Source organism: Streptomyces cinnamoneus (assembly GCF_014650495.1).
GTDB classification, from domain to species: Bacteria; Actinomycetota; Actinomycetes; order Streptomycetales; family Streptomycetaceae; genus Streptomyces; species Streptomyces cinnamoneus.
Genome location: NZ_BMVB01000005.1, coordinates 264,085 through 288,865, shown reverse-complemented (window position 1 = coordinate 288,865; position 24,781 = coordinate 264,085). Strand labels below are relative to the sequence as shown.

Genomic DNA, 24,781 nt, shown 5'->3' with positions numbered 1-24,781 from the left:
CGCCGTGGCTTCCCTCCAGAAGAGCACACGAAGGACGTTCAACCGACAGATTTCACTCGAAGGTGTGTATCAGGTGATATGGCCGGTTCATGTCCGAGGGCTCACCCGGGCTGGCTGAGGTTGTTCTCGATCCTGCCCAGCAGCTCGGCGACAGCGGCCCGTTCCGGCTCGTCGAGGCCGCGCAAGGTGAGGTCTTCCAGCTGCTGCCAGGCGTGGACGACCTGCTCCTGCAGTGCTTGCGCGGCGGCGGTGGGTTCGACGACGACCGCGCGGCGGTCGTCGTCGCTGCGGCGGCGGCGGACGAAGCCCGCCTGCTCCAGCCGCTGGACCATCCGCGTCACGGTCGACGCGTCCAGACCGAGCAGGTCGATCAACTGGCTCTGCGGCTGCGGGCCGTGATCCCACAGCTGCATCATCAGCAGCTCCTGGCCCGGATGCAGGCCCAGGCGGCGCAGCAGCTGTCCGGCGGCGGAGCGGTGCAGGCGGGCGACGCGGGACAGAGCATGGCTGATGGTGTCATGAGTGGCGGACATGCAGTCATTGTACGCGCAAGGATTCTCCTGCTGGCACGGCAACCACCTGGTTGAGGCTTGCATTGACGGGGCCTCAGGCATTTAATTGGCCGTACAAGCAATCAGATCCAAGGGGGAAACCATGCGAACCATCGCCGCAACCGTGCCCGTCAACGACCCCGGCCGCACCGACCAGGTGCACCTGGACCGCGACGACCTGTGGGCCGGACTGCTGCGCAAGGCGCAGAACGCGGTGCCGTTCGTGCCCGCGATACAGGAGTGCACCGTCGTGCAGCGCACGGCCGACGGGCTGGTGCGTGAAGTGGTCATCCACGGCGAGCGGGTGCGGGAGGAGGTGGTCTTCCACCCGAAGTGGCGGGTCAGTTTCTCCCGCCACGACGAGCGCGCCACCTGGCTGATCCACAACGACATCGGTGAGGACGAGACCGGCCTCACCCTCACCTTCAGCGCCGCCGTCGACCTCGACGAGAGCGAGGAGGGCGAGCTGCAGGCCGAGCGCATGCGCGCCGGCTACCTGGTGGCGCTGCAGAACACCCTGGCGCTCACCCGCGAGAGCGTCGCCGCCGGCCGCACGCCCACCACCCACTGAGAGCCTGAGGCCGGCCCGCACCGGCGCCGGCCCGCTCGGCAAGGGCCGCTACTGGCCCGTCACTTCAGCCGACGGACGAACACGTCGCCGGTGCCGTTGGTGTCGCCCGGGACGAGGTTGGACGCCTCACTCGAGAAGGTCGCCGTGCGGCCTGCCTGGTCGGCATCGACGGTGGCCGACACGCCGCTGCCCTGTGTGCCGTCGTCCGCCACGCTGAGCCGCTCGACCTTGCCGGTTTGCAGGTCGCGCAGGAAGACGTCGAATTCGCCATTGGTGTCGCCCGCCACGAGGTTGGTGGCATCGGAAGCGAAGAACACCCGCCGGTTGTCGGCACTCATGACGGCGCCGTACGAGCTGCCGTTCGCCTGCGAGCCGTCGGACGCGAGGCTGAGGCGTTGAGTGACCCCGGTTCGCAGGTCGGTGGCGAAGACGTCGAGGGCGGCATTGGTGTCTCCCTGCACGACGTCCGGTGAGGAGGACGAAAAGAGGGCGTGGCGGCCGTCGGGACTGAGGCCGATCTCGCCGAGCACCGCGACGACTTCGCCGCTGCCGTAAGCGTGGGCCGCGAGTTCGGTGCGCCCATGGCGCACGTCGCGGACGAAGAACTTGTTGACCGGCGGACGGGGCGGACTCTGCAGATCGTTCCCCGCCCCGGCGGCCCCGGGGCGGGGAACGAGGTTGGTCGCCGCGGTCTTGAAGCCCACCCGGCTGCCGTCCGCGCTGATCACGGCCACCTCGGTCCGGTGGTTGGCCTGGGTGCCGTCGCTGCCGACACTGACCCGTTCGGTGGTGCCCCGCAGCCGGTCGCGGACGAAGACGTCGCTCACGTCGTTCGTGTCACCGGGGACCAGATCGGACCGTGCCGAGGCGAAGGCGACGTAGCGGCCGTCGGCGCTGATCGACGGCGATCTGGTGCCAGAGTCGCCCGAGTCGGACGGGCCGTTCGGTACGAGGAGTTCCGTGCGGTTCGTCCAGCGGTCACGGACGTACACCTGTGACCATCCGGAGGGGTTCCCCTGCGGGGTCAAGTTCGTCGCGCCCGACTCGAAGGCGACGAACCGGCCGTTCGCACTGACCGAGGGCGCCCCCGAGCCCCAGTCGGCCGGGGTGCCGTCGCCGGCCACACTGATCTGCTCGGCCCTGCCCGTCCGCAGGTCCCTGGCGAAGACCTGGGCCTGCGTCCCGTGCGTGCTTCCGGGTACCAGGTTGGTCGCGTGCGACGTGAAGACGACCAGCCGGCCGTCCGCGCTGATCTTTTCGTCGCGCGAATCCCCGTTGCCCTGCGTCCCGTCCGACGCCACGCTCACCCGCTCCGTCCGCAACACCCGGCGCCCGGCATCACCGTCGGCCGTCGCCGGAACGACCGTCAACAGGGCCGCGCAGCCGGATGAGGCCGCCACCACGGCGGCACGTCTCACATCACGCACGTCTCCCCCTTACGAGGTGTCATGTACGGCCGGAGCGACAGCCAACCCCGCCGCCTCGGCCGGGTCAACGAGGACGCATGCCCTCCGCCGGAGTTACGGCGGTTGGGGGAGCGGGCGTTGGACGGGCCCCGGCCGCAAAGGCCGGGGCCCGTCCAACGCCCTCCTCCCAGGGCTCAGCCCCGCAGGTGCCCCAGCACGGAACGCATCGCGTGCTCCACGGCGTCGCGCACGTGCTCGGGCGGGTCGATCGTCTCGAACCCGTGGTGGGCCTTCGGCGCGTCGATCACCTCGACAGCCGCCCCGCAGTCCTCGGCGGCCGTCACGAACTCCTCGACCGTCGCCGCGAGCGCCGGCTGCTCCAGCCCCACCCGGGTCAGCACGATCGGCAGCCGGCCCGCCGAGCGCACCGCGACCGCCGGGCGGAACCGGGGCCCCACCACGCCCCACCCCGGCAGCGGCGCGAGGACGGGATAGGTCGCCGCCACACACCGCAGCCACGCCGGAGGCGCCGCGAGCCAGTCCGCCGACAACGGGCCGCCGCCGGAGAAGAACCACAGCGCGACGCGGTCCCCGTCGACGCGCGGATCGGCCCGTACGAGCTCGACCGCCGCGGCGATGTCCTGGGCAGCGGTCGCGTAGTCGGCGAGGTCGTGCAGCCGGTGGTCCAGCGTCACGCCGACCGCGCCCAAGGAGGCCGTGTACCGCCCGTAGCCGACGAAGCTCGGCCAGTCCCGGGGCGTGGGCTCCACACCGGCGGGAACGGGCCCGCCGTGGACGAACACCACCGCGGGACGCGGCTCGTCGGCATCGGGCAGGTAGAGGTCGACCCGTCCCACCCGCTCGCGAGGCAGCTCCGGCACGTCGACGGGGAACGGCCGCGCCGGCGGCTTGTCCTCCTTGGCGGTCAGCCGGTGGCCCTCACCCGCGGCGGCCCGGAGCAGCACCGCGGCCAGCTCGTCGGGGCAGGACAGCATCGGCCAGTGCCCGGCGTCGAGTTCGAAGAACGTCACCTGGGGGTCGACGAGGGCCTGCAGACGGGGATCACCGAACCCCACCAGGGACTCGACCAGGGCGATGCTCGCACCGTTGGCGGTGCACAGGACACCGGTCGTCGGCAGACCGGTGACCGCTCCCGACAGCCGGAGCGGCTGCGTGAGCGTGGCCCGCGGCTGCGGTGCGGCAAGGCTGGTCAGCCGCTCCAGCGCGTCGGCGGGGATGTCGGCGACGCCGCCCCAACGCTGCCATTCGTCGAGGGCCGGCGAGGGGAGCAGCCAGCCGTCGCCCTCGGCCTGCCCCTGCCCGTCGCCCGGGTGCCCTTCCTCCGGCTTCAGCAGCAGGCCGCGGACCGTCTGGTCCGTCACCGACTTGAGGGCCGGGTCGCCGTCCTGGGGCATGCCCGCGTTCAGGTAGACGATCCGGGAAATCCGCTCCGGGCGCCGGTCGGCGGCGCCGAGCACCGGGTGGATGCCGTAGCAGTGACCGACGATCACCACATCCGGCGCCTCCACGTGGTCGATCAGCTGCACCAGGTCCTGGACGTGCGTCTCCAGGTCCGTACCGGGCCCCGCCAGGTGACGGCGGTCGCCCATGCCGGTGAGCGTCACCGGGTACACCTCGGCCCCCGACTCCTGCAGCCGCGCCGCCACTTCCCGCCACACCCAGCCCCCGGTGTAGGCGCCCGACACCAGCACGAATGCCGTCATGACCATCTCCTCCCGTTCCTCGGACCACGGGACCCGGCCGTCCGGGCCGTCCGCGTTCGCCGGTACGGTAAGAACTCCTGCAGGGGGAGGTTCAAGCTGTGTCGGCCGACAGCATGTGGAGCATCGGAGAGCTCGCCGAGCACGCCGGCGTCACGGTCAAGACCGTGCGCTTCTACTCGGACCGCGGCCTGCTGCCCGAAGCGGAACGCAGCGGCGGCGGCCACCGTCGCTACGGCCCCGAGGCACTCGACAGGCTCCGCCTCATCCGCTCGCTGCGCACCCTCGACCTGCCGGTCCCCGAAGTGGGCCGCGTCCTCGACCAGGAGGACGCGCTGGAGGACGTCATCGCCGGGCAGTTGCGGGACGTCGGCTCGCAACTGGCCGCCCTGCGCTGGCGGGAGGCCGCCCTCCACCTGCTGCAGGACTGCACCCCCGGCGAACGCGCCGACCGGCTGCGCCTGATCGGCGCCGTGGCGGCCCCGCCCAGCACGGCCGCGTTCGTGAGGTTCTGGCGGTGCTGGCTGCCCCCGCGGCTCCCGGCCCGGCTGGTCTCCGCGATCCTCGAACGGGCGGTACCGCAGCCTCCCGCGGATCCGACCCCGGCGCAGGTGCTGGCCTTCGCCCGGCTGCACGCCTTCGTCTCCGGCCCCTGCTTCAGCACCGACCGCTGCCGGCCCGCGGTGCACCGGGCCGACACGGGCTACCGTCCGGCCGTGCTCTACGGCGGCCTCGTCGAGGCGTTCGCGACGGCGGCGCCGGACCTGCTGGCGATGCGGCCACCGGGCGAGGGCGAGGCCCTCGACTGTTTCGTCGAGGCCCACGCCCGGGCGTGCGGCATGCGCGACACCCCCGCCTTCCGCCGGCAGCTCAGCGGCCGCCTCGCCGCCGAGCCCCGCATCGACCACTACTGGCAGCTCACCGCCGAGCTGACCGACCCGTCGCAACCGACCCCCGGCGCCTCCCACGACTGGCTCCACGCCGCCCTGGACCACCAGCTCGCCCAGGAAGCCGCCTGAACCAGCAGGGGAGGACCGATCAGGAGCTCTGCCCTTCCTGCCCTCTCCCGTGCCACCGAACGCCGCGGCGCTCCCTTCCTCGTGGTGCCACCCGGCGGTAGTGTGCAGGCCCGTCTTCCGTCGGAAGGGTGGGCCCATGGGCGTCGCCGGCAGCCACGACCCCGTCGCCGAGCACGAGAAGACACGCGCCGCGTTCCGCGCCGTCGTCCCGCGCCTGGTCCGCCTGCTCCGCAGCGTTCCCGACAGGGATGCGCCCTCCGGCGTCCTGGTCTGGACGGTGGGCGACGTCGGCGCGCACCTCTGTGCGGCCTACCTGGCGTACTGCTCCGCCTTCACCCGGGAGTTCGAGGACTGGGACGCCGTCCTGCCGCCGGGCGACGGCCCGCTCAACGAACGGATCACGGCCGTGAACGCGAAGGCCATCGGTCTTTTCGGCGGGGCGGAGCGCCCGTACCTCGGCGAGTTCCTCGCCGCACACGGCGAGACGTTCCTGCGGGCCACCGAGGGCCTGGCGCCGGACACTCCCGTCCCGACCCCCTGGTACGGCAGGCAGGCCGTCCTGACCCTGGCGACGGCGACCGGACTGATGCTCAGCGAGAGCCTCCTGCACGGCCTCGACATCGCGCGCGGCGCCCGGCTCCCGTGGACGATCGGGCCGGACGAGGCGCGGCTGGTGATCGGCCAGTCGATGCCCACGATGATGCCGCTCGTCCTGGACCGGGCGAAGGCACAGGGAGTCGACATCGCGTTCGACCTCGCCGTCAAGGGCGGTCCACGGCTGGCAGTCGTCATCGACGACGGGACGGCAACGGTGACCCGCGACGCGCCGCCGCGCACCTACGACTGCCGGATCACGGCGACGCCGACCGCGTTCCTGCTCGTCTCCTTCCGGCGCACCCCCATCTGGAAGACGATCGTGCGCGGTCAGATGCGAGCCGCTGGGCGCAAACCATGGCTCGCCCCACGTCTGAGCCGACTCATTGCCAGCCCCTGAGGCGGCTCTTCGCCTGAAGGGAAATCCACGGGGTAATTCGAGGTGAAAACAAAAGGGGTTGATTCCGCTAGGGTGGGGGCCGAGGAGGTGGCTCATGCCTACCGAGGGAGAACTGTTCGCGCTGGTCGACGAGCTGCTCGTGGGGGCACCGACCCTGCCGCCGCCCGCCGAGCGGGCCCGGCTGAGGGAAGCCGCCGGCGCCACGCAGGCCGACATCGCCCGCGCCCTGCAGACCACGCTCAAGACGGTGAAGAACTGGGAGGCCGGCCGCAGCCACCCCCGACCGCCGCGTCTGCAGGCGTACATCCGGCTGCTGGACGGCTGGGCCGCGAAGTACCCCGCTTCGGAAGAGCCGTCCGAGCCGGAGGCGCCGTCGGGGGCGGCACCGGGGGAGTCGGAGAGGCCGGTTGCGTCGGTGCCGGCCGCAGCCGCCCCCGCCGCAGAGCCTCTTGCCGCGAGCCGTCCCGGCACGGTCGAGGAGCCGGAGACGCCCGCTCCGACACCTCCTGCTCCCGCTCCCGCGGCGGAAGTACCGTCGCCGCTGCCGGCACCGACCGTACGGCCCGTGCCGAGCCAGGTCCCGGCTGTCCAAGCCCCGCCGGTCCCTGCCGGACGCGCTGCGACGCCGACGACCACGACGCCCGTGCCGTCGGCACCGTCCGTGCCGTCCGTGCCGGCGCCCGTCCCGGCCGTCGCTCCTGTCCCGGCCGTCGCGCCCGCGCCCTCCACCCTGCGGCGCCCGGCGGCCCGGAAGGCCGCGCCGGCGAAGCCGACCGCGGTCGATCCTCGGTTCCCGCACGGTCCTCTCGCCGTGCTGGACGGCGACGGCACTGCGTACTGCGTGGGCGGCATCGTGCTGGAGTGCCCGGCGACGACCATCCCGGAGCTGGTCGACTGGACACTGGGGGAGTCCGGGATCGGCGCGCCCCGCCTGCACCGCAACGGCAAGGACTCCGATCCGCTGATCGCCCTCACCGCAGCCGCGGCCGTACGGTTCGGGCTGCCGGAACGGCTGGAGGGCTTCGAGGCCCGCCGCTCGCTGCGACTGCCGGACGACCACCCGGTGGTCAAGCAGATCACCCGCGCGAAGTGGAAGCTGACCCAGCGCGGCTTCGGCCCCTGGGCCCGCATCTACCGCCCCGCCAAGGTTGGGCAGCGCCAGTGCGTGCAGCTGGCCGTTCTCTCCTGGGACGCCCTCGACCCCCGGGCCTGGGGTGACGCCGCCGACCTCGGGCCCGCCGAACTCGCCCGTACCCTCGGCCTGTACGCCACCCGCGTCCTCACCCCGCGCGGCTCCACCGCCGTCACCGGCCTGGAGCTGATGACCGCCATGCGCCCGCCGACCCGTGCCGTCAGGGACAACGCCACCGGCGAATGGGTCCAGGGCCACAACCCCGGCTCCCTGGGCACCCGGCCCGTGGACCCGGCCCCGCCGGAGGCGCCTGCCGAGCACCCCGTCGCCCAGGGCTGGAAGGGGGGATTCCTGGACGAAGAGGCGTACCAGTGGGTCCGCGACCCGAAGCTGCTCTCCGATGCCGAGTGCCTGCTGCCGTGGGCGGTCGGCATCGACATCAACACCGCGTTCCTGGCGGCCGCCGCCCGCCTGACCGTCGGCCTGGGCGAGCCGGTCCGCGTCGAGCGCCCGGCATTCGACAAGAAGCGCCCGGGCTCCTGGCTCGTGGACCTGTCCCACGTCGAACTCGACCCGCGGCTCCCGTCGCCGTTCACACCGTCCGGCGAACGCCCCGAGGGCCCGGCCTGGTACACCACGGCGACCGTGGCGTACGCGGTGGAGCTCGGCTACGACGTCCACCCCGCCGAGGCGTACGTGCGCGAGGAGACCGGCGCGTACCTGGATCCGTGGCACGACCGGCTCAAGGACGCCTACGTGGTGACCATGGCAGACCTGGGTGTCACCAAGGACCTCGACGAGCACGCGTTCCTCGCCGCGATGGAGCGGCACAAGAGCCTCGACCCGGGCCTGGCCGCCGTCCTGTCGGCGATCAAGAGCACGGTCAAGGGCGGCATCGGCAAACTGCGCGAGCGCCCCCAGGGCCGCCACTACCGCGACGGCGAGCGCTGGCCGGCCCTGGAGCGCCCGACGTGGCGCCCGGACATCCGGGCGGCGGTCATCGCCAAGGCACGGGTCAACATGCACCGCAAGATGCTCAACACCGCGAAGGCGACGGGCCAGTACCCGCTCGCGGTCCTCTCCGACTGCGTCGTCTACGCCTCGACCGGCCCCTCACCGCTGGACTTCCTGCCCCGCACCGAGGACGGCACGCCGGCTCCCGGCACCTTCCGCCTCGGCCCGGGCCCGGGCCTGGCCAAGCACGAAGGCACCCAGAACATGGCGTGGGCCGTCGACCTGATGGAGCAGGGCCACAACCCCGCCCGCCACATCAAGGGCGGCGACGCCGTCATGGACGAAGGGGAGTGAACCGTTGGGCGACATCGACGACGCCCTGGAGCGCGCGGACCACGAGGCGTTCACCCGCGAACCGCCCAAATCGGTCCAGGCCCGCGTGAACTTCCTGATGAGCAAGCTCAAGACCACCAAGGCCGTCGCCGAGGTGCTCGGCGTGACGCAACGCTCGGTGGAGCGCTACCGCAAGGGCGAGCGGAAGCACCCGCCGAAGGCCATCGCCGACCGCATCGACGCGGAAGTCCGCAGCCGCTGGCAGCCGCAGGTGCGCAAGCGCCGTCGCCGGCAGGCCGCCACCAGCACCGGCATCACCGTGGAGACGCGGGCCCGGTTCGGCTACACCGCGCCGATCGGCACGACCGACGACCCCCGGATGCGGCGGCTGACCGTGCACCTGCCGCCGCAGTACGCCGACCGGCTCTTCCGGGCACAGCAGCAAGGTGTCGACGACCGGCAGCTGCGCGGGATCGTTGCCGAAGGGCTCCAGGAGATCTATTTCAAGGACAACGGACGACGCGCCGACGACCTCGAAGTGGAGATCAGCGACATCGACTACTTCGACGTGTCGTTCTGACGGTCCGCGACCGAGGCCATGCCCAACCAGGTGTGCGGGTTGCCTTCCCAGCACCAGCCCAGCTTCGGGGCGCCCTTGCTGATCCACAGGGCGGGGACCCGGCGGTCGCCGAGGCGGGTGCCGCCGAGGGAGAAGCACTTGTTCTTGGCCAGCGTCCGGGGGTGTTGCGTGATGAGCGCTATGCCCTCCTCCATGGTGAGCGGCGTGCGTTCCCGCTCCGCGAGGACCGCCAGGGCGTCAAGAGGGACGGCGTTGCAGAACTCCTCGCCCCGGTCGACGTCGAAGGCGACGTACACGTGCCCCGCCGGGAGGGCCAGTTCCTTGAGCGAGACGAACCTTTCCAGCTCGCCCGGGGCGTAGAAGCGCTCGATGACGCCGGGGCGGCTCTTGCCGGCGAGCGTGGTCAGGGGGATCGATTCCTCGATGGGGACGAGTGCCCGGGTGACCACCAAAAGGAACGGCACCCGGCCCTCGGTGGGCGGTTCCAGCGTTGCCGCCCGTGCAAGGACGGACTCGCGCAGAGGCTCGACGAGGGCACGGAACGCGGGCTCCGTCATGCCGGCAAGGGCCGGATATCCCAGGTCGACCAGCGTCTGGACCTGGCGCTCGAACTCCGTGCGGGCGTCGAAATCGGTCATGCGAAGCCTTCCTGCGGGGGGGGGGCGACGATCGAGAGCGAGAATCTTACTACTGACGTAAAAGTACTCCGAGGGTGGCCGGCAGGTCAAGCGTAAAGTTACGTCGCGTGTAAGCTTCCTTCATGGGTAGCGAACCGATGGGGCTTCGAGAGTCCAAGAAGCAAGAGACCAGACAGCTCATCTCCGACCACGCGACCAGGCTGTTCATCGAGAACGGCTTCGAGGCGACGACGATCGCCGACATCGCCGTGGCCGCGCGGGTGGCCAAGAAGACGGTCACCAACTACTTCGCGCGCAAGGAGGACCTGGCCTTCGACCGCCAGGAGGAGTTCGTCGAGGGCCTCGCCCGCATCGTCTCGGACCGGGCCGAGGGGGAGTCGGCGCTCGCCGCGCTGCACCGTGCATTTCTCGCCGGGGTGGAACGGCACGATCCGGTGATCGGCTTCTCCGGCGAGGTCTTCGCTCGCATGATCGCGGACAGCCCTACGCTGCTGGCCCGCCTGCGCGAGATGCACGACCAGCGTGAGGCCGCGCTCGCCGGACTCCTGGCCGCCGAGACCGGCGCCGCCCCCGACGACATCACGCCCAGGGCGGCCGCGGCCCAGCTGGGCGGCGCTCACCGGGTCCTGTTCCAGCAGATCCTGGAACTGACCCTCGAAGGCCACAGCGACGAGCGGATCGCCGGTACTTTGGCCGGCTCGGCGGACCGCGTCTTCGGACTGCTGGCGGGTCCGCTCGCCGACTACGCCGTGAAATGAGGCGACCAGGCGGTCGGGGCTCGGTCGCGTGCCCATGCTCGTGCGGGCGCGGGCGCGGGCGCGGGCGCGGGCGCTGAGCGTGTACGTCGTTACACATGCCGAGACCGCCCGAGGCGTCGTCGTCCTGGGCGGTCGGATTGAGGCGGCTCCGTATGCCGGAGGGGGTGGTCAGGCTTTGCGGACCACGCTGGACTTGAGCTGCATGGGACCGAACCCGTCGATCTTGCAGTCGATGTCGTGGCCGTCCACGCCCTCCACGAGGCGGATGTTCCGCACCCTGGTGCCGGCCTTGATGCCGCTCGGGCTGCCCTTGACCTTCAGGCCCTTGATCACCGTCACGGTGTCACCGTCGGCGAGCACGTTGCCGACCGAATCCTTGATGACACTGCTCCCGGCGGCATCGCCCTGGGGCTCGGGGGAGGCGAGCGACCACTCGTGCCCGCATTCGGGGCAGACCAGGAGCGCGCCCATCTCGTAGGTGTACGTGCCGGAGCACTCGGGGCACGGGGGAAGGGTCTCGTTCACCGGGAAAGTGTATTTCAGCCACCGATGTCCTCGGCGATGTCCTCGGCGATGTCCTCGGCCCCCGAGATCGCCCGTGGCCTGCGGCGCAAGAGTGCCCAGGCCTGCGGCGGGCGGGGGCGGCGCGCGACATGCGTCGACCCTCCCGTGGGGAGGCCGGGAGGGACGGCGCGGCCCACCCGTGCGGCAGCACGTGGCGGGGCTGTGCTGCGGTCTCTGCCTGGGGGGCGGGAGATCACTGCCGTCTCAGCATGGCACTGGATTCGGCCATGCAACAGAGGCGTGGCCGAATCGCGACAGGGGCACGGCTGAGGCCCGTGGTGCTGGGCTGCCGGTGCGTGGACGGCGGAGGGCCTCGCTCAGGTCGGCTCCGGCCGGCGCGGCACCCTGCTGCCATAATCCGTGCATGCATGCGATTTCGATGTTGGCGGAGTTCGGCCGGACGGCCAGGATCGGACCCGTCGGCTGTGGGGCTTCCCTGCCCGACATGGCGGAGGTGCTCGGGCCGCCCTTCGTCGGTGACCGCGTGTACGAGGACCGGCGCTGGCCGCGCTGGTTCGGCTACGGAAGCCTGCAACTGGTCGTCTGCCGCTGCCGACTGGTGACCCAGGTCATCCTCCCCGTGTGGGCCGGAAAGGTGACGGTCCCCAACGCCGGCACGGACGCCTTGGTGAGCTGCCCGTCGGACGTCACGTACTCCCGGCTCACCGCAGCATTGGACAGCTCGGGCAACACGGGACGCACGTGGAGCCTGGTGCAGGACACCCCCGGTCAGTGCACCGTCGAGATCGAGGCGGACGGAATCCGGACCGCATTCGTGTTCGTCACCGTCGAGGACTACGACGAGCCTCCGCTCGCGGACCCGAAGCTGTACAAGGTCGTCTCGTCCGCGTTCCACGACTGCCCGCCGGTGACGCCGGGGCACGAGGACGAAGCAACTCGGCCTCGTTGCTGAGCCATTACGATCGGCGCATGCCCAAGCGTGCAGCGAACTCACCGAACTCACCGTTGTCCCTCTGGTCACGGGACTCCGTACTGTCCATGGGATCCGTGGGCTCGGTGCTCTCGATCGGCTCGGTCGGATCGGTCCTGTCCGTCGGTTCGGTCGGCAGTGTCCTGTCGGTCGGCTCGATCGGCTCCGCCCTCTCCGCCGTCTCGGCCGGTTCCTGGCTGAGCACCGGTTCCGTGCTGTCCGCCCAGTCACGGTGGTCGGTGCTGTCCTGGCGGTCCAGCCGGGGCTTCCTGGCCGCCGGAGTGGTGGCGGCAGTGGCCTGCGCGGCCCTGGCAGGTGACCGCCGACACCCGAAACCCTGAACCCCCTGAAGCACTCAGCGGGATTTCCACTGCTTCCACTGCCGCAGGCGGCCCCTCAAGGGCCCGGGACGCAATCCTCCGATACGTCCAAGAAGAAGGGCGAGCCGGGGCGATCCGGCATCCACCCGCGGCTCAGCGCCAGACGGATGTGGCCTGCCACATCGGCGGGCAACACCGGCGTGGCCGGCCGGCCGAACCAGTTCCCCGGGTGCGGGGTACCGGTCGTGACCACCAGCGTCGCCCCGCGATGATCGGCGCACTCGACCGCGTAGGTGCACGGCGACCAGCACAGCGCCTGGCTGTACGTCGGCCTGCGGCGCAGCCGCCACCGGTACGTCACCCCGTCCACGACGATGCGACGTGCCCCCTTCTTCCCCAACGCCACTGGCCCTGCCTCCCCGCCTCCCCGTGTCCCTCGGAGGGTAGCGCGCCGGCCACCCGGCCGCCCGAGGCCCGGGCGGCATGTGCTGCGCACCCACCCGCAGCGTCACGGATGCGTTCCCGCACCCCATCGATCCACCGGCACCGGCGACCTAGGGTGCCGCCATGACCACCGCCCCCCTCCCGTTCTCCGGCACTCCCGTTCGTCCGTCACCCGGCACCCCCGAGCTCGCCGGGCGCACCGCGCTCGTCACCGGCGCGGCCGGTGGCATCGGAGCCGCCTGCGTCATGCGACTCGCCGCGGCCGGGGCGCGGGTCCGAGCCCTGGACCGGGACGCCGCCGGGCTCGCGGAGCTCGGCCGCAGGGCGGAGGGGCTGAGCGGAAGCGTCGCGACCACGGTGCTCGACCTCGGCGATCTGGACGCGGCCGAACGCGCCGCCGCCGACACCGACATCCTCGTCAACAACGCCGGTGTCCAGCTCGTGCGCCCCATCGAGGACTTTCCGCCCGACGCCTTCCACCGGATCGTCACCGTCATGTTGGAGGCTCCGTTCCGGCTGCTGCGAGGCGCTCTGCCGCACATGTACCGGCAGGGCTGGGGCCGCATCGTCAACGTCTCCTCCGTCCACGGCCTCCGCGCCTCCCCCTACAAGTCCGCCTATGTCGCTGCCAAGCACGGGCTCGAAGGACTGTCCAAGACGGCCGCCCTTGAGGGAGCGCCCCACGGGGTGACCTCCAACTGCGTGAGCCCCGGCTACGTACGCACCCCCTTGGTCGAGCAGCAGCTCGCCGACCAGGCAGCCGCCCACTCCCTGCCCGCCGAGCGCGTTCTGACGGAGGTCATGCTCGCCGGCCAGGCGCTCAAGCGACTCGTCGAACCGGAGGAGGTCGCCGAGGCCGTCGCCTATCTCTGCGGGCCGTACGCCTCTGCCATCACCGGCACCACCCTCACCCTGGACGGTGGATGGACCGCCCGTTGAGGAGCCGCGCCTGTCAGCCTGTCTCCATGCCCGACGCCCACATGGACCACGCTCTGCCCAACAGCCCCCTGCGCCACAGCCCTCCGCCCGACTCCCCTCCGTCCGACTCCCCTCCGTCCGACTTTCCTCCACCCGAGGCCCTTCCGTCCGACTTTCCTCCGCCCGAGGCCCTTCCGTCCAACGCCCTTCCGTCCGACGCCCTTCCGCCCGACGGCCCTCTGGCCGCCTACCTCGAACTGCTCGCGACCGGCGCGCCGGCCGACGCTTACGAGCGGCCCGTCCAACAGCTGCGCGCCGACGGGGCACCGCCGGAACGGGTCGCCGCCGTCGAGCGCGCCAAACTCCTCGCGCTGCGCGTCCGTGCGGAACTGGAGGACCGGAAGAGACGCGAGGCCGAGCTGTCGGCTCTCTTCGCCACGGCACAGGACCTCGCAGGTCTGCGCGACATCGACGCGGTGCTGCAGGCCATCGTGCGGCGTGCCCGTTCCCTGCTGGGCACCGACGCCGCGTACCTCACCCTCAACGACACGGCGGCCGGGGACACGTACATGCGGGTCACGGACGGTTCGGTCTCGGCCCGTTTCCAGGAACTGCGGCTGGGCCTGGGGGAGGGGCTCGGCGGGCTCGTGGCCCAGACGGCTCGTCCGTACGTCACGGACGACTACATGGAAGATCCCCGCTTCCAGCACACCCCGGACATCGATTCGGGGGTGCGCGACGAGGGGCTCGTCGCCATCCTCGGCGTCCCGCTCCGGCTCGGGAGCGCCGTCATAGGGGTGCTCTTCGCCGCCGACCGGCGTTCGCGCGTCTTCGACCGGCAGCAGATCGCCCTGCTCTCCTCGTTCGCCGCCCATGCCGCGGTGGCCATAGACACGGCCAACCTCCTGGCGGAGACCCGTTCGGCGCTGGCCGAGCTCGAAGCCGCCAACGAGATCGTCCGCGACCACAGCGCCGCCGTCGAACGCGCAGCCGACATCCACGACCGGCTCACCGAACTCGTCCTGCGCGGCGGGGGTGTCCATGACGTCGCCGAGGCGGTCGCCGAAGTGCTCGGCGGGCGCGTCGAGTACCTGGACCCGGGCGAGTATCCGTATCCAGGCGAGGACCCGGACCCGGGCGAGGACCCGGACCCCGGCCACGGCCCCGCGCTCGCCGTCGAGCGTTCCCGCGCCGAAGGCCGAGCCGTGCGTGACCGCGACGGCTGGATCGCGGCCGTCTGTGCGGGTGACGAGCTCCTGGGCGCCCTGCGCCTGCACGACCGGTGCGACCTCGGCCCCGTCGACCGGCGTGCCCTGGAGCGCGCCGCCATGGTCACGTCACTGCTGCAACTGGCGCGCCGCTCGGCGGGCGAGGCCGAACAGCGCGTACGCGGCGAAATCCTGGACGACCTGCTCGACGCCCCCGACCGCGCTCCCCGTCTGCTGCGCACACGGGCCGCCCGCCTGTGCGCGGATCTCGACACGCCCCACCTCGTCCTCGCCGCCCGCATGGCGGACGAGGCGACGGACGCCCCGTCCGACCGACAGCGCTTGTGGTCCGCCGCCTCGCACCTGGCGGCCACCGGTCACGGCCTGGCCGCCGCCCGCGACGGGGGCACGGTGCTGCTCCTGCCCCACGGGCCGTACGACAGCGCCACGGCGACGGCGCGGAACACCGCACGCCGGCTGGGGGAGGCGGTCCACGCGCGCGTGACCGTCGGCGCCTCGGCACCCGTCGCCGCGCCGGCCGCCCACCCCGGCGACGTCGCCACCGCCTACGCCGAGGCCCGCCGCTGCCTGGAGGTCCTGCACGCTCTCGGCCGGGGCGGCGAGGGCGCGGCGGCGGACGACTTCGGGTTCCTGGGCCTGCTGCTGACCGGTACGGACGGCGGCGGCCACGTCCGGGAGTTCATCGCCCGGACGATAGGGCCGGTCGTCGACTACGACGCCCGGCGCGGCACCGCGCTCGTGAACACCCTCGACGCCTACTTCGCCTGCGGCATGAGTCCGGTGCGCACCAAGGACGAGCTGCACGTGCACGTCAACACCGTCGCGCAGCGGCTGGACCGGGTCGGGCACCTCCTCGGTGCCGACTGGCAGTCGCCGGCCCGCACCCTGGAGATCCGGCTCGCCCTGCGCCTGCACGGACTCTCACCGGCTCTCGGTCGTCACTGACCGCTCCGACCGCGCGCTTCGCCCGTCGTGCTCGCTGCTCGGGGCGGCCCCGTCCGACAGGTCACGATGCCGGGTCTCCCTGGCACAACCGACGGCGACGAGCGTGAGTGCCGCGGCGGCGATCACGTACAGGGCGACGGGGGTGCCGCTGTCGTGCTCGGCGAGGAGTGCCGTGGCGATCAGCGGAGCGGGCGCGCCGGCGGCCACGGAGGAGAACTGGGCCCCGATCGACGCGCCCGAATACCGCACACGGGTCGCGAACATCTCGGAGAAGAAGGCGGCTTGGGGCGCATACATCGCGCCGTGGCAGACCAGCCCCACCGTCACGGCGAGGACCAGGGCCCCGGGCGTCCCCCTGTCGACGAGTGCGAAGAAGGGGAACGCCCACGCCCCGACGCCCACCGCGCCCAGCAGGTAGACGGGCCGTCGCCCGACCCGGTCCGACAGGGCGCCCCAGGCGGGGATGACCGCGAAGTGCACGGCCGAACCGATCAGCACGGCGTTGAGCGCCGTCTGCTTGGACAACTGCGTCTGTTCGGTGGCGTAGACGAGGACGAAGGCGGTGATGACGTAGTAGCTGATGTTCTCGGCCATGCGCGCGCCCATGGCCACGAGGACGTCACGCCACTGATCGCGCATGACCGCCACGAGCGGCATCCGCTCGGCGGCCCCACCCTCCCGGGCGTGCGACTCCGCCCGGGCCAGCGCGGCCTTGAACACGGGTGACTCGTCGACGGAGAGACGGATCCACAGCCCTACCATCACCAGCAGGCCCGACAGCAGGAACGGCACCCGCCAGCCCCACGAGACGAACGCCTCGTCCGACAGCGAAGCCGTCAGGACGGAGAGCACCCCCGTGGCCAGCAACTGCCCGGCGGGCGCCCCCGTCTGCGGCCACGCCGCCCAGAACCCCCGCCGCCGGGCATCACCGTGCTCCGACACGAGCAACACCGCACCACCCCACTCACCCCCGAGCGCGAACCCCTGCAAGAGCCGCAGCACGGTGAGCAACACGGGCGCGAGCGACCCGACGGCGGCATGAGTGGGCAGCACCCCAATGGCACACGTCGCCCCGCCCATCATCAACAGGCTCACCACCAACAGCTTCTTACGCCCCAGCCGGTCCCCGTAATGCCCGAACACCAGCGCACCGACCGGCCGCGCGGCGAACCCGACCGCGTAGGTGAGGAAGGACAGCAGGGTGCCGACGAGCGGGTCGGATTCGGGGAAGAACAACCTGTTGAAGACCAGAGCGGCGGCGGAGCCGTAGAGGAAGAAGTCGTACCACTCGATGGTGGTGCCGATGAGGCTGGCGACGACGATTCTGGGGAGTGAGTTGGGGGTCGGGGCGGGTGGGGCTGGGGTGGTCATGGTCACCGCTTCCGGGTGGGGGAGGGCGTGTCATTGCGTCGCCATACGGTAGGAAGTGGCAGGTCAGGGGCCTATGTGGTGGGGCTACACAGTTCGGGGTCGGGCTGTGATGGTGACGTCCATGAAGGGGTGGGTGAGGGGGGTCGAGAAGGCTCAACTCGATTTAGGAAACCAGCGGGGAAATATGTGGCGATTGGGGTGATCCGGAGCTGGGGTGCTGACTCCCGTGCTGACTTGGTGCTGACTGAAATCCCACGTCAGCACCCCTGGTCACCCCTCCCGTGCTGACTTGGTGCTGACTACGGAGCGTTGAACTCCGGCATTCGGGCATAGATCGGACCGCCGCATGGGGCCGGATAGTCACGGAGCGGCAACCACCGCGCCGGCCCCGACCTCATTCAGATGATGTTGATGGTCGTGGACGGTGAGGTCCGGCTGCCGACGGTGAACTCCAGGCCGGTGAGGCCCGTGGGGGAGCCCTCGGTGGCGCTCACGCCGCCCACATGATCGACGGTGATCCGGTGTCGGGGGTCTTCAGGTCGACGTCGGGGAAGGTCAGCGTCCGTCCGCCGTCGGAACCCTTCCCACGTACACGGTGGTGTCTCCGCCCGCTCCCCGGACGGTCAGCTGGTGATCAGGGAGTTCCTGTGTACCGAACCTCAGGCTGGAGCCGGCCGGAAGGACCACGGTGACTGTTTGGAGCGGGGTGGCTTGCGTTCCGTTGTTCCGTACTTCGACGCCTGGGTACACGGGAAGTCCTCCCCGCTGTGCGGTTGCGGGGCCCCGCCCGGTGTCACGGTGAAGCCGGGAGTGATGACGATCGTTGTGGAGGGGGAGGACGTTCTTCCTACGGTGAGGGTCAGGCTGGTGGATCCGAGCGGCGCATCGTGACCGGTGCTGACCGCGACCCACATCACCTTCTCCGGGCCTGGAGGCGTGTCAAGGTCGACGTTGTCGAACGTCAGCGCCATCTGGTCGGGGGAGAGCTGCCCGGGGTAGGGAGTGCCACCGAGCACCGTCAGTTGGTGGTCCGGCGTGCCCGCAGTTTCCCACTGCAGGCCCCGATCCGTCGGCAGGCGTACCTGGACCCTCTGCGGGCCGATGGGCTCCGTCCCGTTGGCGGGCAGCACCCGCACTCCCGGATACTTCTCGTCCCCGCCCTGTACAGTTGCACATCCGGTGGACCGCCTGGAACCACCTCGGACGCTGAGGTCACCTCCAGCGAGAACACCGCATCCGCGCCGCCCGATGTCGCGGTGACGGTCACCGGGCTCGGCTCCGGTCCGCCGTCAGTGTCGGCGCTGTTGCCGCACCGCTGCTGTCCGTCGTCGCCGACGCCTGTCGTACCTTCCCGGGAACGACGCGTCGCCTTCGGTCACTGTGAACTCCACCGGGGCATCCTGAACCGGTACCTCTCCCTTGGACACGGCCCGTACCACCAGCGGGTGGCCGAATTCCTCTCCCGGCGCAGCCGTTCGCGCTGGATCCCCAGTCGCAGATCGTGGACCGCGACTGGATCACCCGAGTGCCCGTCCAGGTGTCGGCGACGCTGTCCGTTGGCAGTTAGGCAACATGTGTCACTCTGAGCTCGATTTCTGTCTGCCTATGCCGACAGCGGGTGGATGGGGCACTATGGAAAGCGTTTCAGCCATGTCGGGGGACCCCGGGGGCATTAATGGCCGGTGAACAGCGCGGAGTGCTGGGGTGGTTGATCCGAGCGTTGAGTCTGACCACATTGAGCGGTGTGTACATCGGCAGCACCTGGGCCACGTTTCATCAGCTGGACGCCTCGCCTGACTTCACGGTCTCAGGGGTCCCCCAGTGGATGTCAGCGCTGCTGGTCATGGGGCTAATAGTCGGTGGCGGACTGGGAACGACAGCGGCGATCCTCGATGGCCGTCAGGAATCATCTTCCTGGTGGGTGGTAGTGGCGGGTGTGGCAGCCGCAATCGCGTGGAGCCTGTGGGCAGCGGACAGTAGAGGAGAAAGCGGCGTGAGGATGTTCTTCGCCGCCGTTGCGCCCGTGGTCAGTTTGTTGGCACTCACCGAGCTGATGCGTCAACTGCGCATCGTCCGCAAATAGGGGCCCCGTGAGCCACATCGTGCTGGTCCATGGTTGCAGACGTGCTAGAGGCGGTGTGGATTCCCGCGCTGCCGACGACAACCGTTCCGCAGGACGTCCAGGACTCGCGGGGGTGTATGCCGTGATGCATGGCTAGTCGCACATGAATGCAGGATGAAGTTGTACGACGACCTGTTCCTGGACACTGGGAAGTCGGTACCTGGAGCGACTGGGTACTCCAAATGATGGCGCGAAAGTCGGGAAGTGATCGCAAGACGTGGTGGCGGGATTCGCATGGCGGATGCTCGGTAACCAGCCGTACAGTCCCGGCGTGGTGACGTACGCCACGTCGCCCGTGTCCGGAACGGGGGTCGGGCATGTCCGAGGAGGCAATTGAGCGGCGTTCCGCAGATCAGAGCGCCGAGGATCCAAGTGCCGAAGCGCAGGCTCTCATCGCGTTCTTGGAACGGATCGAAGACCTCGCGGTTTCCACGGGGAACGGCACTCAGCAGATGAACATCGAGGCGCTCCAGGAACTGGTCGCCTCCAAGCCCGAACAGGCGGCCTCGGCCTGCCGGCATCTGGTCGGCAGGGCCAGGGCGCGCACAGGAACTTGGCACGCCTTCGCCCAGCTGGCCGTTGTCATTGCTGCCCTCTACGACCTGGTGTTTGACGACGACACGTTGACGGAATGGGTTGAAACGGATCTCGATACCGCAGGGATCACAGTCCGCCAACCCGAGGTGATCCCTCCGGAGCGAGAATCGGAGCCACAGGACAAGGAGCCGATTCCGTTCTCCGTTCCCTTCGATCGTGTTGAGGCCGGTGACGTCTATCCCTTCCTCGTCGCGTTCTCCCACCGCGCACAGGGGATGGGGCCTGAGCGGCTCGCTGAGCTCAAAGAGCTGCGGGGCAGGTTTGCGGTCACCTTCGAGGTTTCGGATTCCGACGCCCGCGAGGTGTGGGAAGTACCTGAGATTCGTTCCTACGCGGAGCAGCTCTGCGACCAGATGCCTTATCTGCCCTATTACTTCAAACCACAGGACAGCGGATCGCTGTTCATGTGGCTGGCGTGCCTGGCGCCGATCAGCGCCTGCTCCGAGGGCTGGTTGGACCTGGACGATGACGACGTCGTCACCGTCGCGGTGTGGAGCATGTACGCCACGAGGATGCTGGCCGAGGCGCTCGGCGACGACCCCGACGAGGTGTGTGTCGCGGTGTTCGCTCCTCTGCCTTCTCCCTTTACGGCTCGTATCACCTCGCTGGTTGAAGAGTTGCCGGAGGACTTCGGTCATGGCCGGTGAGGACGACGCGGTAGCCCAAGTGGTGACAGGTGTATTGGAGGGACGGCTATCGCTGCCAGAGGCGAAGCAGCGGCTGGAGGGCGATCCCGCACGCTACAACCTGTCCTTTCACGAGGCCCGGAGGCTGGAGCTCATGGAGCTCATGGACCGCATCAAAGTAGCCTCCACCGCACTGCATGCCCAGACCATGACCGAGCTCGGCGTCGCGGCCGCAGCGTTGTTTCCCGTCGAGACCTGCGGATACATCCTGACGGAAGGTGCTCAGCGACTTCTCGCGCTCGACGACCCTGCGCCGGCATTCGACTTCCTTGAGCGGGCCGTGAGCGCACTAGAGGCCGATGAGCCGATCCGACTCAGGGCTCGTCGGCTTCGGCTGCACACCCTTGCCCTGATGGGCCGTCATGAGGAGTTCCAGCGCGACTGTTCCTCCGTCGTTGCAGAGGCGGAGCGGCTGGGCAGCCGCGTGGACCTCAGTATGGCTCTCATGGACCAGGCGGAGGTCATGGCCGACACCGGTGACGCGAGAAGCGCCCTGGACACCGCACGAGTCGCTCGGCGCATCCGCGGCACGGTGCGCGCACGCGACGAGGGCCCCGTGTACTGCCGCGCGACATTCGCCTTCCATCACGCCTTGATCGCTCGGCAGGCAGGTCTGTTCGAGGAAACCCTCGAGGTGCTCGAAGAAGCCCGGGAACTCGCGCTCTCGGACGGTGACCCGACCCTGGCTGCCCGGATGTTGAGGGAATCCGGGCGCACCTGGGAATTCCTCGGCGAACGGGAGCGGAGCGCGCGGATGGTCGAGCAAGCGGCAGCGGAGGCCGAGGGGCTCAACCGCCACGACTGGGCGACGGAGTGGCGGGGCGAGTTCGCGGACGGAATGGACAACCCACATGAGGAGGGATGGGCCTGGCGGCGCGCTTCGCTGATCATCCGGCGGCACCCGGATCACGCCGCCGAGGCAGTGCCCCTGCTCAGAATGTGCATCGCCGAGGCACGCCGACTCCACCAACCCGCCTACGAGGCCGATGCCCGCCACGCACTCGGGATCGCTCACGACCTCTCCGGCAACCGAGCGCAGGCCGAATCCGCCCTGCGAACCGCCGTCCGGGCGGTGGAACGCAGGGGTGACTTGCTGCGCGTCGTGCGTTTCCGCATCGACCTGGTGCGCAACCTGATCCGGCAGACCAGGGCCCACCAAGCCCTGGCGGAAGTGGCCCCGGCCATCGAGCTCGGCGAGCGGTTGCGTGCCGAGGCGGCCACCATCGAGCTGCGGCAGAGCGTCGCCGTGGCCCTGGCCGAAGCGTACGACGCGGAAGTGTTCGTGACCGCCATACTGCACCAGGTGTATGGGCCGGCCGACAGCAGCGACGGTACGGTGGAGTCGCCCTCGCGACCGCGCTCGTTGCTCCAGTTGGGACAGCGGGCCCGGGCAGTCACCATGACCGAGGCACTGCGCGTCGGTGAGGTGGTGGAGAGCAGCACAGATCAGGAACTGATGTCTGCGGTTCTCCGGCTGCGCGGAGCCGAGGCTACCCTTCAGCTAGCCGCCGTCGAGCTCAGGGGCCTGGCCGAGCCGATCGCGGAGCGGGAGCGCGCCGCGGACGAGCTGGAGCGAGCCGCCGCACGCACGGGCAGATCACTCCGTGTGAACGCCGATCCGGTGCCCGCCGAGGAACTGGCCAGCGCGCTCGCTCCGGGGGAGGTCCTGGTCGATCTCCTGGCAGTATCCGAAGCCGTGACGATCACTTGTCTCACCACTGGCGGCAGCACAACGGCCCGCCTGTTCAAGTGGGGCGCCCGGACGCGACGACGTGCGTTGGTGCGCATGCAACGGGTACGTCGGGAGTACCTGAACGCGCACCCCGACGATCTTCACGAGACTCGTGCCCTAGCCGAGGAGAGCGAGTCCCGGATCGACGAAGGGTTGTTCGCCGCGATCGCCGGGGCCGTGAGAGAAGTGTGTTCCCAGCCTCCTGCGCGGCTGTTCGTGTGCCCGGAGAACGAGCTGTTCCAACTTCCTTACTGGCGCCTGGCCGGTCTGCTGCCGAACTGCGCCGTGAGCGTGCTGCCGACCCCAGGCGCGCTTCCCCTGCTGCGGGCGCGCCGCCGCGACGGCAGACGACCCTGGATCTCGATCTCGGACCCTTCGCGCACCCTTCGCCACACGGCCCAGGACATTCCCGAGTCACTGGGATACCAGCCGTGCCCTGCCGAGACTGAGGCACTGCTCAACTCCCTGCCCGGCGCGGGCCGGATCCACTTCGCGTGCCACGGCCACTTCGACCCCGACAGCGCCTACCGTTCCGGGCTAGAGGTCACCCCGTCACCGGTACCGGATCCGCTTGGAGTCCGCGAGGAGCAGTGGAAAGCAGGTCTCGAACTGTTCACCGCCGCTCAGATCACCGGCCGGCTGCTCTTACCGCACTGCACACTGGTGGTGCTCTCGGCCTGTGACTCCGGGCTGCCCCGGCATCACGCAGCCAGCGAATTCACCAGCCTTCCAGGCGCGTTCCTGACCGCCGGGGCCCGCAATGTCATCGCCTCCCTGTGGCCGGCGCACGACGCGGCCGCGGCATTGCTCATGAACGCTTTCCATACTCTGGCAGCAACATCGCACACGGTGCCCTCCGCCGCGCTGGCCATGGCACGGCAGAGACTCGCCTCGATCAGTCGTGAGGAGGCGGTCACCCTCCTGGGCACGGAGGATCTGCCGCCGTTCGACCCGCCATTCGCGGACAGCGTGTACACCGACTGCTTCCAACACTATGGAGTCGACTGATGCCCGACCCGTCCCGCATGTTCACCCGCGCCCTCTCCGGAGTCTGGGGCAACGGCTACTGGGTGACCTGGCACCCCTCGGCCCGATACCGGCTGGGCGATGTCGGCACGCTCCGGGGCCCGGGGCTCGTGCTCATCAGTAGCCTCGACGAGATCGGCATCGCCACGTCCAAGGTCACTCCCACTACCCGGGACGAGCTGACCTGGCGTACCAGGGGCCGGGTCAGCGTGACCTACAAGTCGGTGGGACAGACAGGTGACTCGTTCGCCATGCTGGCCGACGCCCAAGCGGGCGCCCTTGTCGAATTCTCTCGCGAGAACGCCCTGCTGGTCGCTTACCGGGGGCTGAGCGAGCACCGTCTGGCGGACCAGCCGGTCCTGGCCAGGGAACTGATCCGACGCTACTGGGCGGGCACCTGGGAACTCGACTGGCACGTGATCAGCCATCTCGTCACGGCCAAGTCCGGCACTGTGCTCCTCGCGGGTGAGAAGGGCGCCCTAGTCGAGATGCACGTGCGAGCTGCCCTTGGCGAAGCCCCGGCCGCTCTTGCCGATCTCGCGGCCGGTGTGCGCGGCGCCCGTTCTTCCGGAATGGAATTGGAGTTGCTCGGCAAGCAAGTGACGCCGTTCTACCGCGTGCTGCGTCTGCGGCGCAGGTTCATCCGAGGTATCGAGGGCGTCTACGGCGACGTGAGGACGCTGCGTACCTCAGCGAACCGGCCGCCCGACGTGCCAGCGGATGTCTTGGAGGAAATCAGGGAAAGCCCTGACGTCGCCCTGGAGTTCCCCGACCAGCCGACTCCCGCCTCCTGCGACGAGACCGCCTAGTGCATTTGACTCGGAGGTTCCAATCCACCCTCCGTGCAGGAGATGCTCAAGAGTGGCTTTGGACGCCTCTTCGCCGTGCAGGTTAATGAGGTCTGAACTTCCCAAGGCTTTCCGTTGCGTATGGCCAAGTGGCCGAGTTGCCGGCGCTATGGAAGCGGCGAGGTCAAGCGCCAATGTGAGCAGCTGAAGGCGGACACAGGGCCATGCACCCTCCAAGAATCGCCTTGCGCCACACCACGGGGGCGCACAACCTGGGCGCACTGTCGGCAGCACACCCTAGCTGGACGTAGCAGGTGCCTACGGGGGCCGGGTTCGACAGTCCCGGGCAGCAGCAGAATGGGCAGCGCTCCGGACAGGCTTGAGGAAGACTCCCGCCAGGCGGGCTGGGGGAGAGGTTCCGCAACCGGGTCCCGGGAGCAGCCCGTCCACA

21 protein-coding genes are annotated in these 24,781 nt (G+C 70.2%); 14 read left to right on the top strand and 7 right to left on the bottom strand.

The window, feature by feature from the left end; genetic code table 11:
* Positions 1-101 precede the first annotated feature (101 nt).
* Positions 102-533, bottom strand: coding sequence for a MarR family winged helix-turn-helix transcriptional regulator (locus tag IE182_RS10120; RefSeq protein ID WP_229844703.1), 432 nt, complete (start codon positions 531-533; stop codon positions 102-104).
* Between the two features lie 121 nt (positions 534-654).
* On the opposite strand from IE182_RS10120, the gene IE182_RS10115 reads away from it, so the two are divergent.
* Complete coding sequence (locus tag IE182_RS10115) at positions 655-1,122, top strand: SRPBCC family protein (RefSeq protein WP_190109355.1); 468 nt, start codon at positions 655-657, stop codon at positions 1,120-1,122.
* Positions 1,123-1,181: 59 nt separating this feature from the next.
* On the opposite strand, the gene IE182_RS10110 is transcribed toward IE182_RS10115, so the two are convergent.
* On the bottom strand, positions 1,182-2,549 hold the full coding sequence (locus IE182_RS10110; RefSeq protein ID WP_190109354.1) for a TolB-like translocation protein: 1,368 nt from the start codon (positions 2,547-2,549) through the stop codon (positions 1,182-1,184).
* Positions 2,550-2,722: 173 nt separating this feature from the next.
* On the bottom strand, positions 2,723-4,252 hold the full coding sequence (locus IE182_RS10105; protein WP_190109353.1) for an alpha/beta fold hydrolase: 1,530 nt from the start codon (positions 4,250-4,252) through the stop codon (positions 2,723-2,725).
* A gap of 98 nt (positions 4,253-4,350) precedes the next feature.
* On the opposite strand from IE182_RS10105, the gene IE182_RS10100 reads away from it, so the two are divergent.
* The 4 genes from IE182_RS10100 to tpg all read left to right on the top strand — a co-directional run bounded on the left by IE182_RS10100 (position 4,351) and on the right by tpg (position 9,261).
* Entirely contained in the window at positions 4,351-5,268 is a 918-nt protein-coding gene (locus tag IE182_RS10100) for a helix-turn-helix domain-containing protein (RefSeq protein ID WP_373303533.1), read from the top strand.
* 136 nt (positions 5,269-5,404) lie between these two features.
* A complete protein-coding gene (locus IE182_RS10095; RefSeq protein ID WP_190109352.1) occupies positions 5,405-6,262 on the top strand; it encodes a maleylpyruvate isomerase N-terminal domain-containing protein in 858 nt (285 codons plus the stop codon).
* A gap of 94 nt (positions 6,263-6,356) precedes the next feature.
* On the top strand, positions 6,357-8,702 hold the full coding sequence (tap, locus tag IE182_RS10090) for a telomere-associated protein Tap (RefSeq protein WP_190109351.1): 2,346 nt from the start codon (positions 6,357-6,359) through the stop codon (positions 8,700-8,702).
* A 4-nt stretch (positions 8,703-8,706) separates the two neighbouring features.
* Positions 8,707-9,261, top strand: a complete 555-nt coding sequence (gene tpg, locus IE182_RS10085) for a telomere-protecting terminal protein Tpg (protein WP_190109350.1) — start codon at positions 8,707-8,709, stop codon at positions 9,259-9,261.
* On the opposite strand, the gene IE182_RS10080 is transcribed toward tpg, so the two are convergent.
* On the bottom strand, positions 9,240-9,899 hold the full coding sequence (locus IE182_RS10080; RefSeq protein WP_190109349.1) for a DUF5701 family protein: 660 nt from the start codon (positions 9,897-9,899) through the stop codon (positions 9,240-9,242). The genes tpg and IE182_RS10080 overlap by 22 nt on opposite strands.
* Before the next feature lie 122 nt (positions 9,900-10,021).
* Between IE182_RS10080 and IE182_RS10075 the strand changes: the two genes are divergently transcribed.
* Complete coding sequence (locus tag IE182_RS10075) at positions 10,022-10,657, top strand: TetR/AcrR family transcriptional regulator (RefSeq protein ID WP_190109348.1); 636 nt, start codon at positions 10,022-10,024, stop codon at positions 10,655-10,657.
* A gap of 168 nt (positions 10,658-10,825) precedes the next feature.
* Here IE182_RS10075 and IE182_RS10070 read toward each other — a convergent pair whose 3' ends face one another.
* Positions 10,826-11,182: a zinc ribbon domain-containing protein YjdM gene (locus tag IE182_RS10070; RefSeq protein ID WP_190109347.1), complete on the bottom strand. Its 357-nt coding sequence runs from the start codon at positions 11,180-11,182 to the stop codon at positions 10,826-10,828.
* A 403-nt stretch (positions 11,183-11,585) separates the two neighbouring features.
* On the opposite strand from IE182_RS10070, the gene IE182_RS10065 reads away from it, so the two are divergent.
* Both IE182_RS10065 and IE182_RS10060 read left to right on the top strand, forming a co-directional pair.
* Positions 11,586-12,134 (top strand): hypothetical protein, encoded by a 549-nt coding sequence (locus tag IE182_RS10065; RefSeq protein WP_190109346.1) that lies wholly within the window; start codon positions 11,586-11,588, stop codon positions 12,132-12,134.
* Positions 12,135-12,151: 17 nt separating this feature from the next.
* The gene (locus tag IE182_RS10060; RefSeq protein ID WP_190109345.1) at positions 12,152-12,493 is read left to right on the top strand and encodes a hypothetical protein; all 342 of its coding nucleotides are present in this window, start codon (positions 12,152-12,154) and stop codon (positions 12,491-12,493) included.
* Positions 12,494-12,548: 55 nt separating this feature from the next.
* Here the strand turns inward: IE182_RS10060 and IE182_RS31995 are convergent, their stop codons facing one another.
* The gene (locus IE182_RS31995; protein WP_229844702.1) at positions 12,549-12,878 is read right to left on the bottom strand and encodes a hypothetical protein; all 330 of its coding nucleotides are present in this window, start codon (positions 12,876-12,878) and stop codon (positions 12,549-12,551) included.
* Positions 12,879-13,039: 161 nt separating this feature from the next.
* Between IE182_RS31995 and IE182_RS10055 the strand changes: the two genes are divergently transcribed.
* Both IE182_RS10055 and IE182_RS10050 read left to right on the top strand, forming a co-directional pair.
* Positions 13,040-13,855 carry a 3-hydroxybutyrate dehydrogenase gene (locus IE182_RS10055; RefSeq protein ID WP_190109344.1) on the top strand — a complete coding sequence of 272 codons (816 nt, stop codon included), beginning with the start codon at positions 13,040-13,042 and terminating at the stop codon, positions 13,853-13,855.
* A gap of 26 nt (positions 13,856-13,881) precedes the next feature.
* Positions 13,882-16,008 (top strand): helix-turn-helix domain-containing protein, encoded by a 2,127-nt coding sequence (locus tag IE182_RS10050; protein ID WP_229844701.1) that lies wholly within the window; start codon positions 13,882-13,884, stop codon positions 16,006-16,008.
* Here IE182_RS10050 and IE182_RS10045 read toward each other — a convergent pair.
* Positions 15,985-17,379, bottom strand: a complete 1,395-nt coding sequence (locus IE182_RS10045; RefSeq protein ID WP_190109343.1) for an MFS transporter — start codon at positions 17,377-17,379, stop codon at positions 15,985-15,987. The genes IE182_RS10050 and IE182_RS10045 overlap by 24 nt on opposite strands.
* A 1,744-nt stretch (positions 17,380-19,123) precedes the next feature.
* Here IE182_RS10045 and IE182_RS10040 point away from each other — a divergent pair.
* The 4 genes from IE182_RS10040 (at position 19,124) to IE182_RS10030 (ending at position 24,351) form a co-directional block, all read left to right on the top strand.
* Positions 19,124-19,462, top strand: a complete 339-nt coding sequence (locus IE182_RS10040; RefSeq protein ID WP_229844700.1) for a hypothetical protein — start codon at positions 19,124-19,126, stop codon at positions 19,460-19,462.
* A 356-nt stretch (positions 19,463-19,818) separates the two neighbouring features.
* A complete protein-coding gene (locus tag IE182_RS31990) occupies positions 19,819-20,745 on the top strand; it encodes a hypothetical protein (protein ID WP_229844699.1) in 927 nt (308 codons plus the stop codon).
* The gene (locus IE182_RS10035) at positions 20,735-23,524 is read left to right on the top strand and encodes a CHAT domain-containing protein (protein ID WP_229844698.1); all 2,790 of its coding nucleotides are present in this window, start codon (positions 20,735-20,737) and stop codon (positions 23,522-23,524) included. Before IE182_RS31990 ends, IE182_RS10035 begins: the two co-directional genes overlap by 11 nt.
* On the top strand, positions 23,524-24,351 hold the full coding sequence (locus IE182_RS10030; protein ID WP_190109340.1) for a hypothetical protein: 828 nt from the start codon (positions 23,524-23,526) through the stop codon (positions 24,349-24,351). The genes IE182_RS10035 and IE182_RS10030 overlap by 1 nt, the downstream gene beginning before the upstream one ends.
* Positions 24,352-24,781 lie beyond the last annotated feature (430 nt).

What these genes read in the sequence shown, in the direction of transcription:
- IE182_RS10080 (WP_190109349.1), bottom strand. Translation starts at nt 9,899, where the DNA reads ATGACCGATTTCGACGCCCGCACGGAGTTCGAGCGCCAGGTCCAGACG.
- IE182_RS10105 (WP_190109353.1), bottom strand. Translation starts at nt 4,252, where the DNA reads ATGACGGCATTCGTGCTGGTGTCGGGCGCCTACACCGGGGGCTGGGTG.
- IE182_RS10035 (WP_229844698.1), top strand. Translation starts at nt 20,735, where the DNA reads ATGGCCGGTGAGGACGACGCGGTAGCCCAAGTGGTGACAGGTGTATTG.
- IE182_RS10075 (WP_190109348.1), top strand. Translation starts at nt 10,022, where the DNA reads ATGGGTAGCGAACCGATGGGGCTTCGAGAGTCCAAGAAGCAAGAGACC.
- IE182_RS10030 (WP_190109340.1), top strand. Translation starts at nt 23,524, where the DNA reads ATGCCCGACCCGTCCCGCATGTTCACCCGCGCCCTCTCCGGAGTCTGG.
- IE182_RS10055 (WP_190109344.1), top strand. Translation starts at nt 13,040, where the DNA reads ATGACCACCGCCCCCCTCCCGTTCTCCGGCACTCCCGTTCGTCCGTCA.
- IE182_RS10095 (WP_190109352.1), top strand. Translation starts at nt 5,405, where the DNA reads ATGGGCGTCGCCGGCAGCCACGACCCCGTCGCCGAGCACGAGAAGACA.
- IE182_RS10060 (WP_190109345.1), top strand. Translation starts at nt 12,152, where the DNA reads ATGCCCAAGCGTGCAGCGAACTCACCGAACTCACCGTTGTCCCTCTGG.
- IE182_RS10115 (WP_190109355.1), top strand. Translation starts at nt 655, where the DNA reads ATGCGAACCATCGCCGCAACCGTGCCCGTCAACGACCCCGGCCGCACC.
- IE182_RS10050 (WP_229844701.1), top strand. Translation starts at nt 13,882, where the DNA reads ATGCCCGACGCCCACATGGACCACGCTCTGCCCAACAGCCCCCTGCGC.
- IE182_RS31990 (WP_229844699.1), top strand. Translation starts at nt 19,819, where the DNA reads ATGTCCGAGGAGGCAATTGAGCGGCGTTCCGCAGATCAGAGCGCCGAG.
- IE182_RS10045 (WP_190109343.1), bottom strand. Translation starts at nt 17,379, where the DNA reads ATGACCACCCCAGCCCCACCCGCCCCGACCCCCAACTCACTCCCCAGA.
- IE182_RS10065 (WP_190109346.1), top strand. Translation starts at nt 11,586, where the DNA reads ATGCATGCGATTTCGATGTTGGCGGAGTTCGGCCGGACGGCCAGGATC.
- tap (WP_190109351.1), top strand. Translation starts at nt 6,357, where the DNA reads ATGCCTACCGAGGGAGAACTGTTCGCGCTGGTCGACGAGCTGCTCGTG.
- IE182_RS10120 (WP_229844703.1), bottom strand. Translation starts at nt 533, where the DNA reads ATGTCCGCCACTCATGACACCATCAGCCATGCTCTGTCCCGCGTCGCC.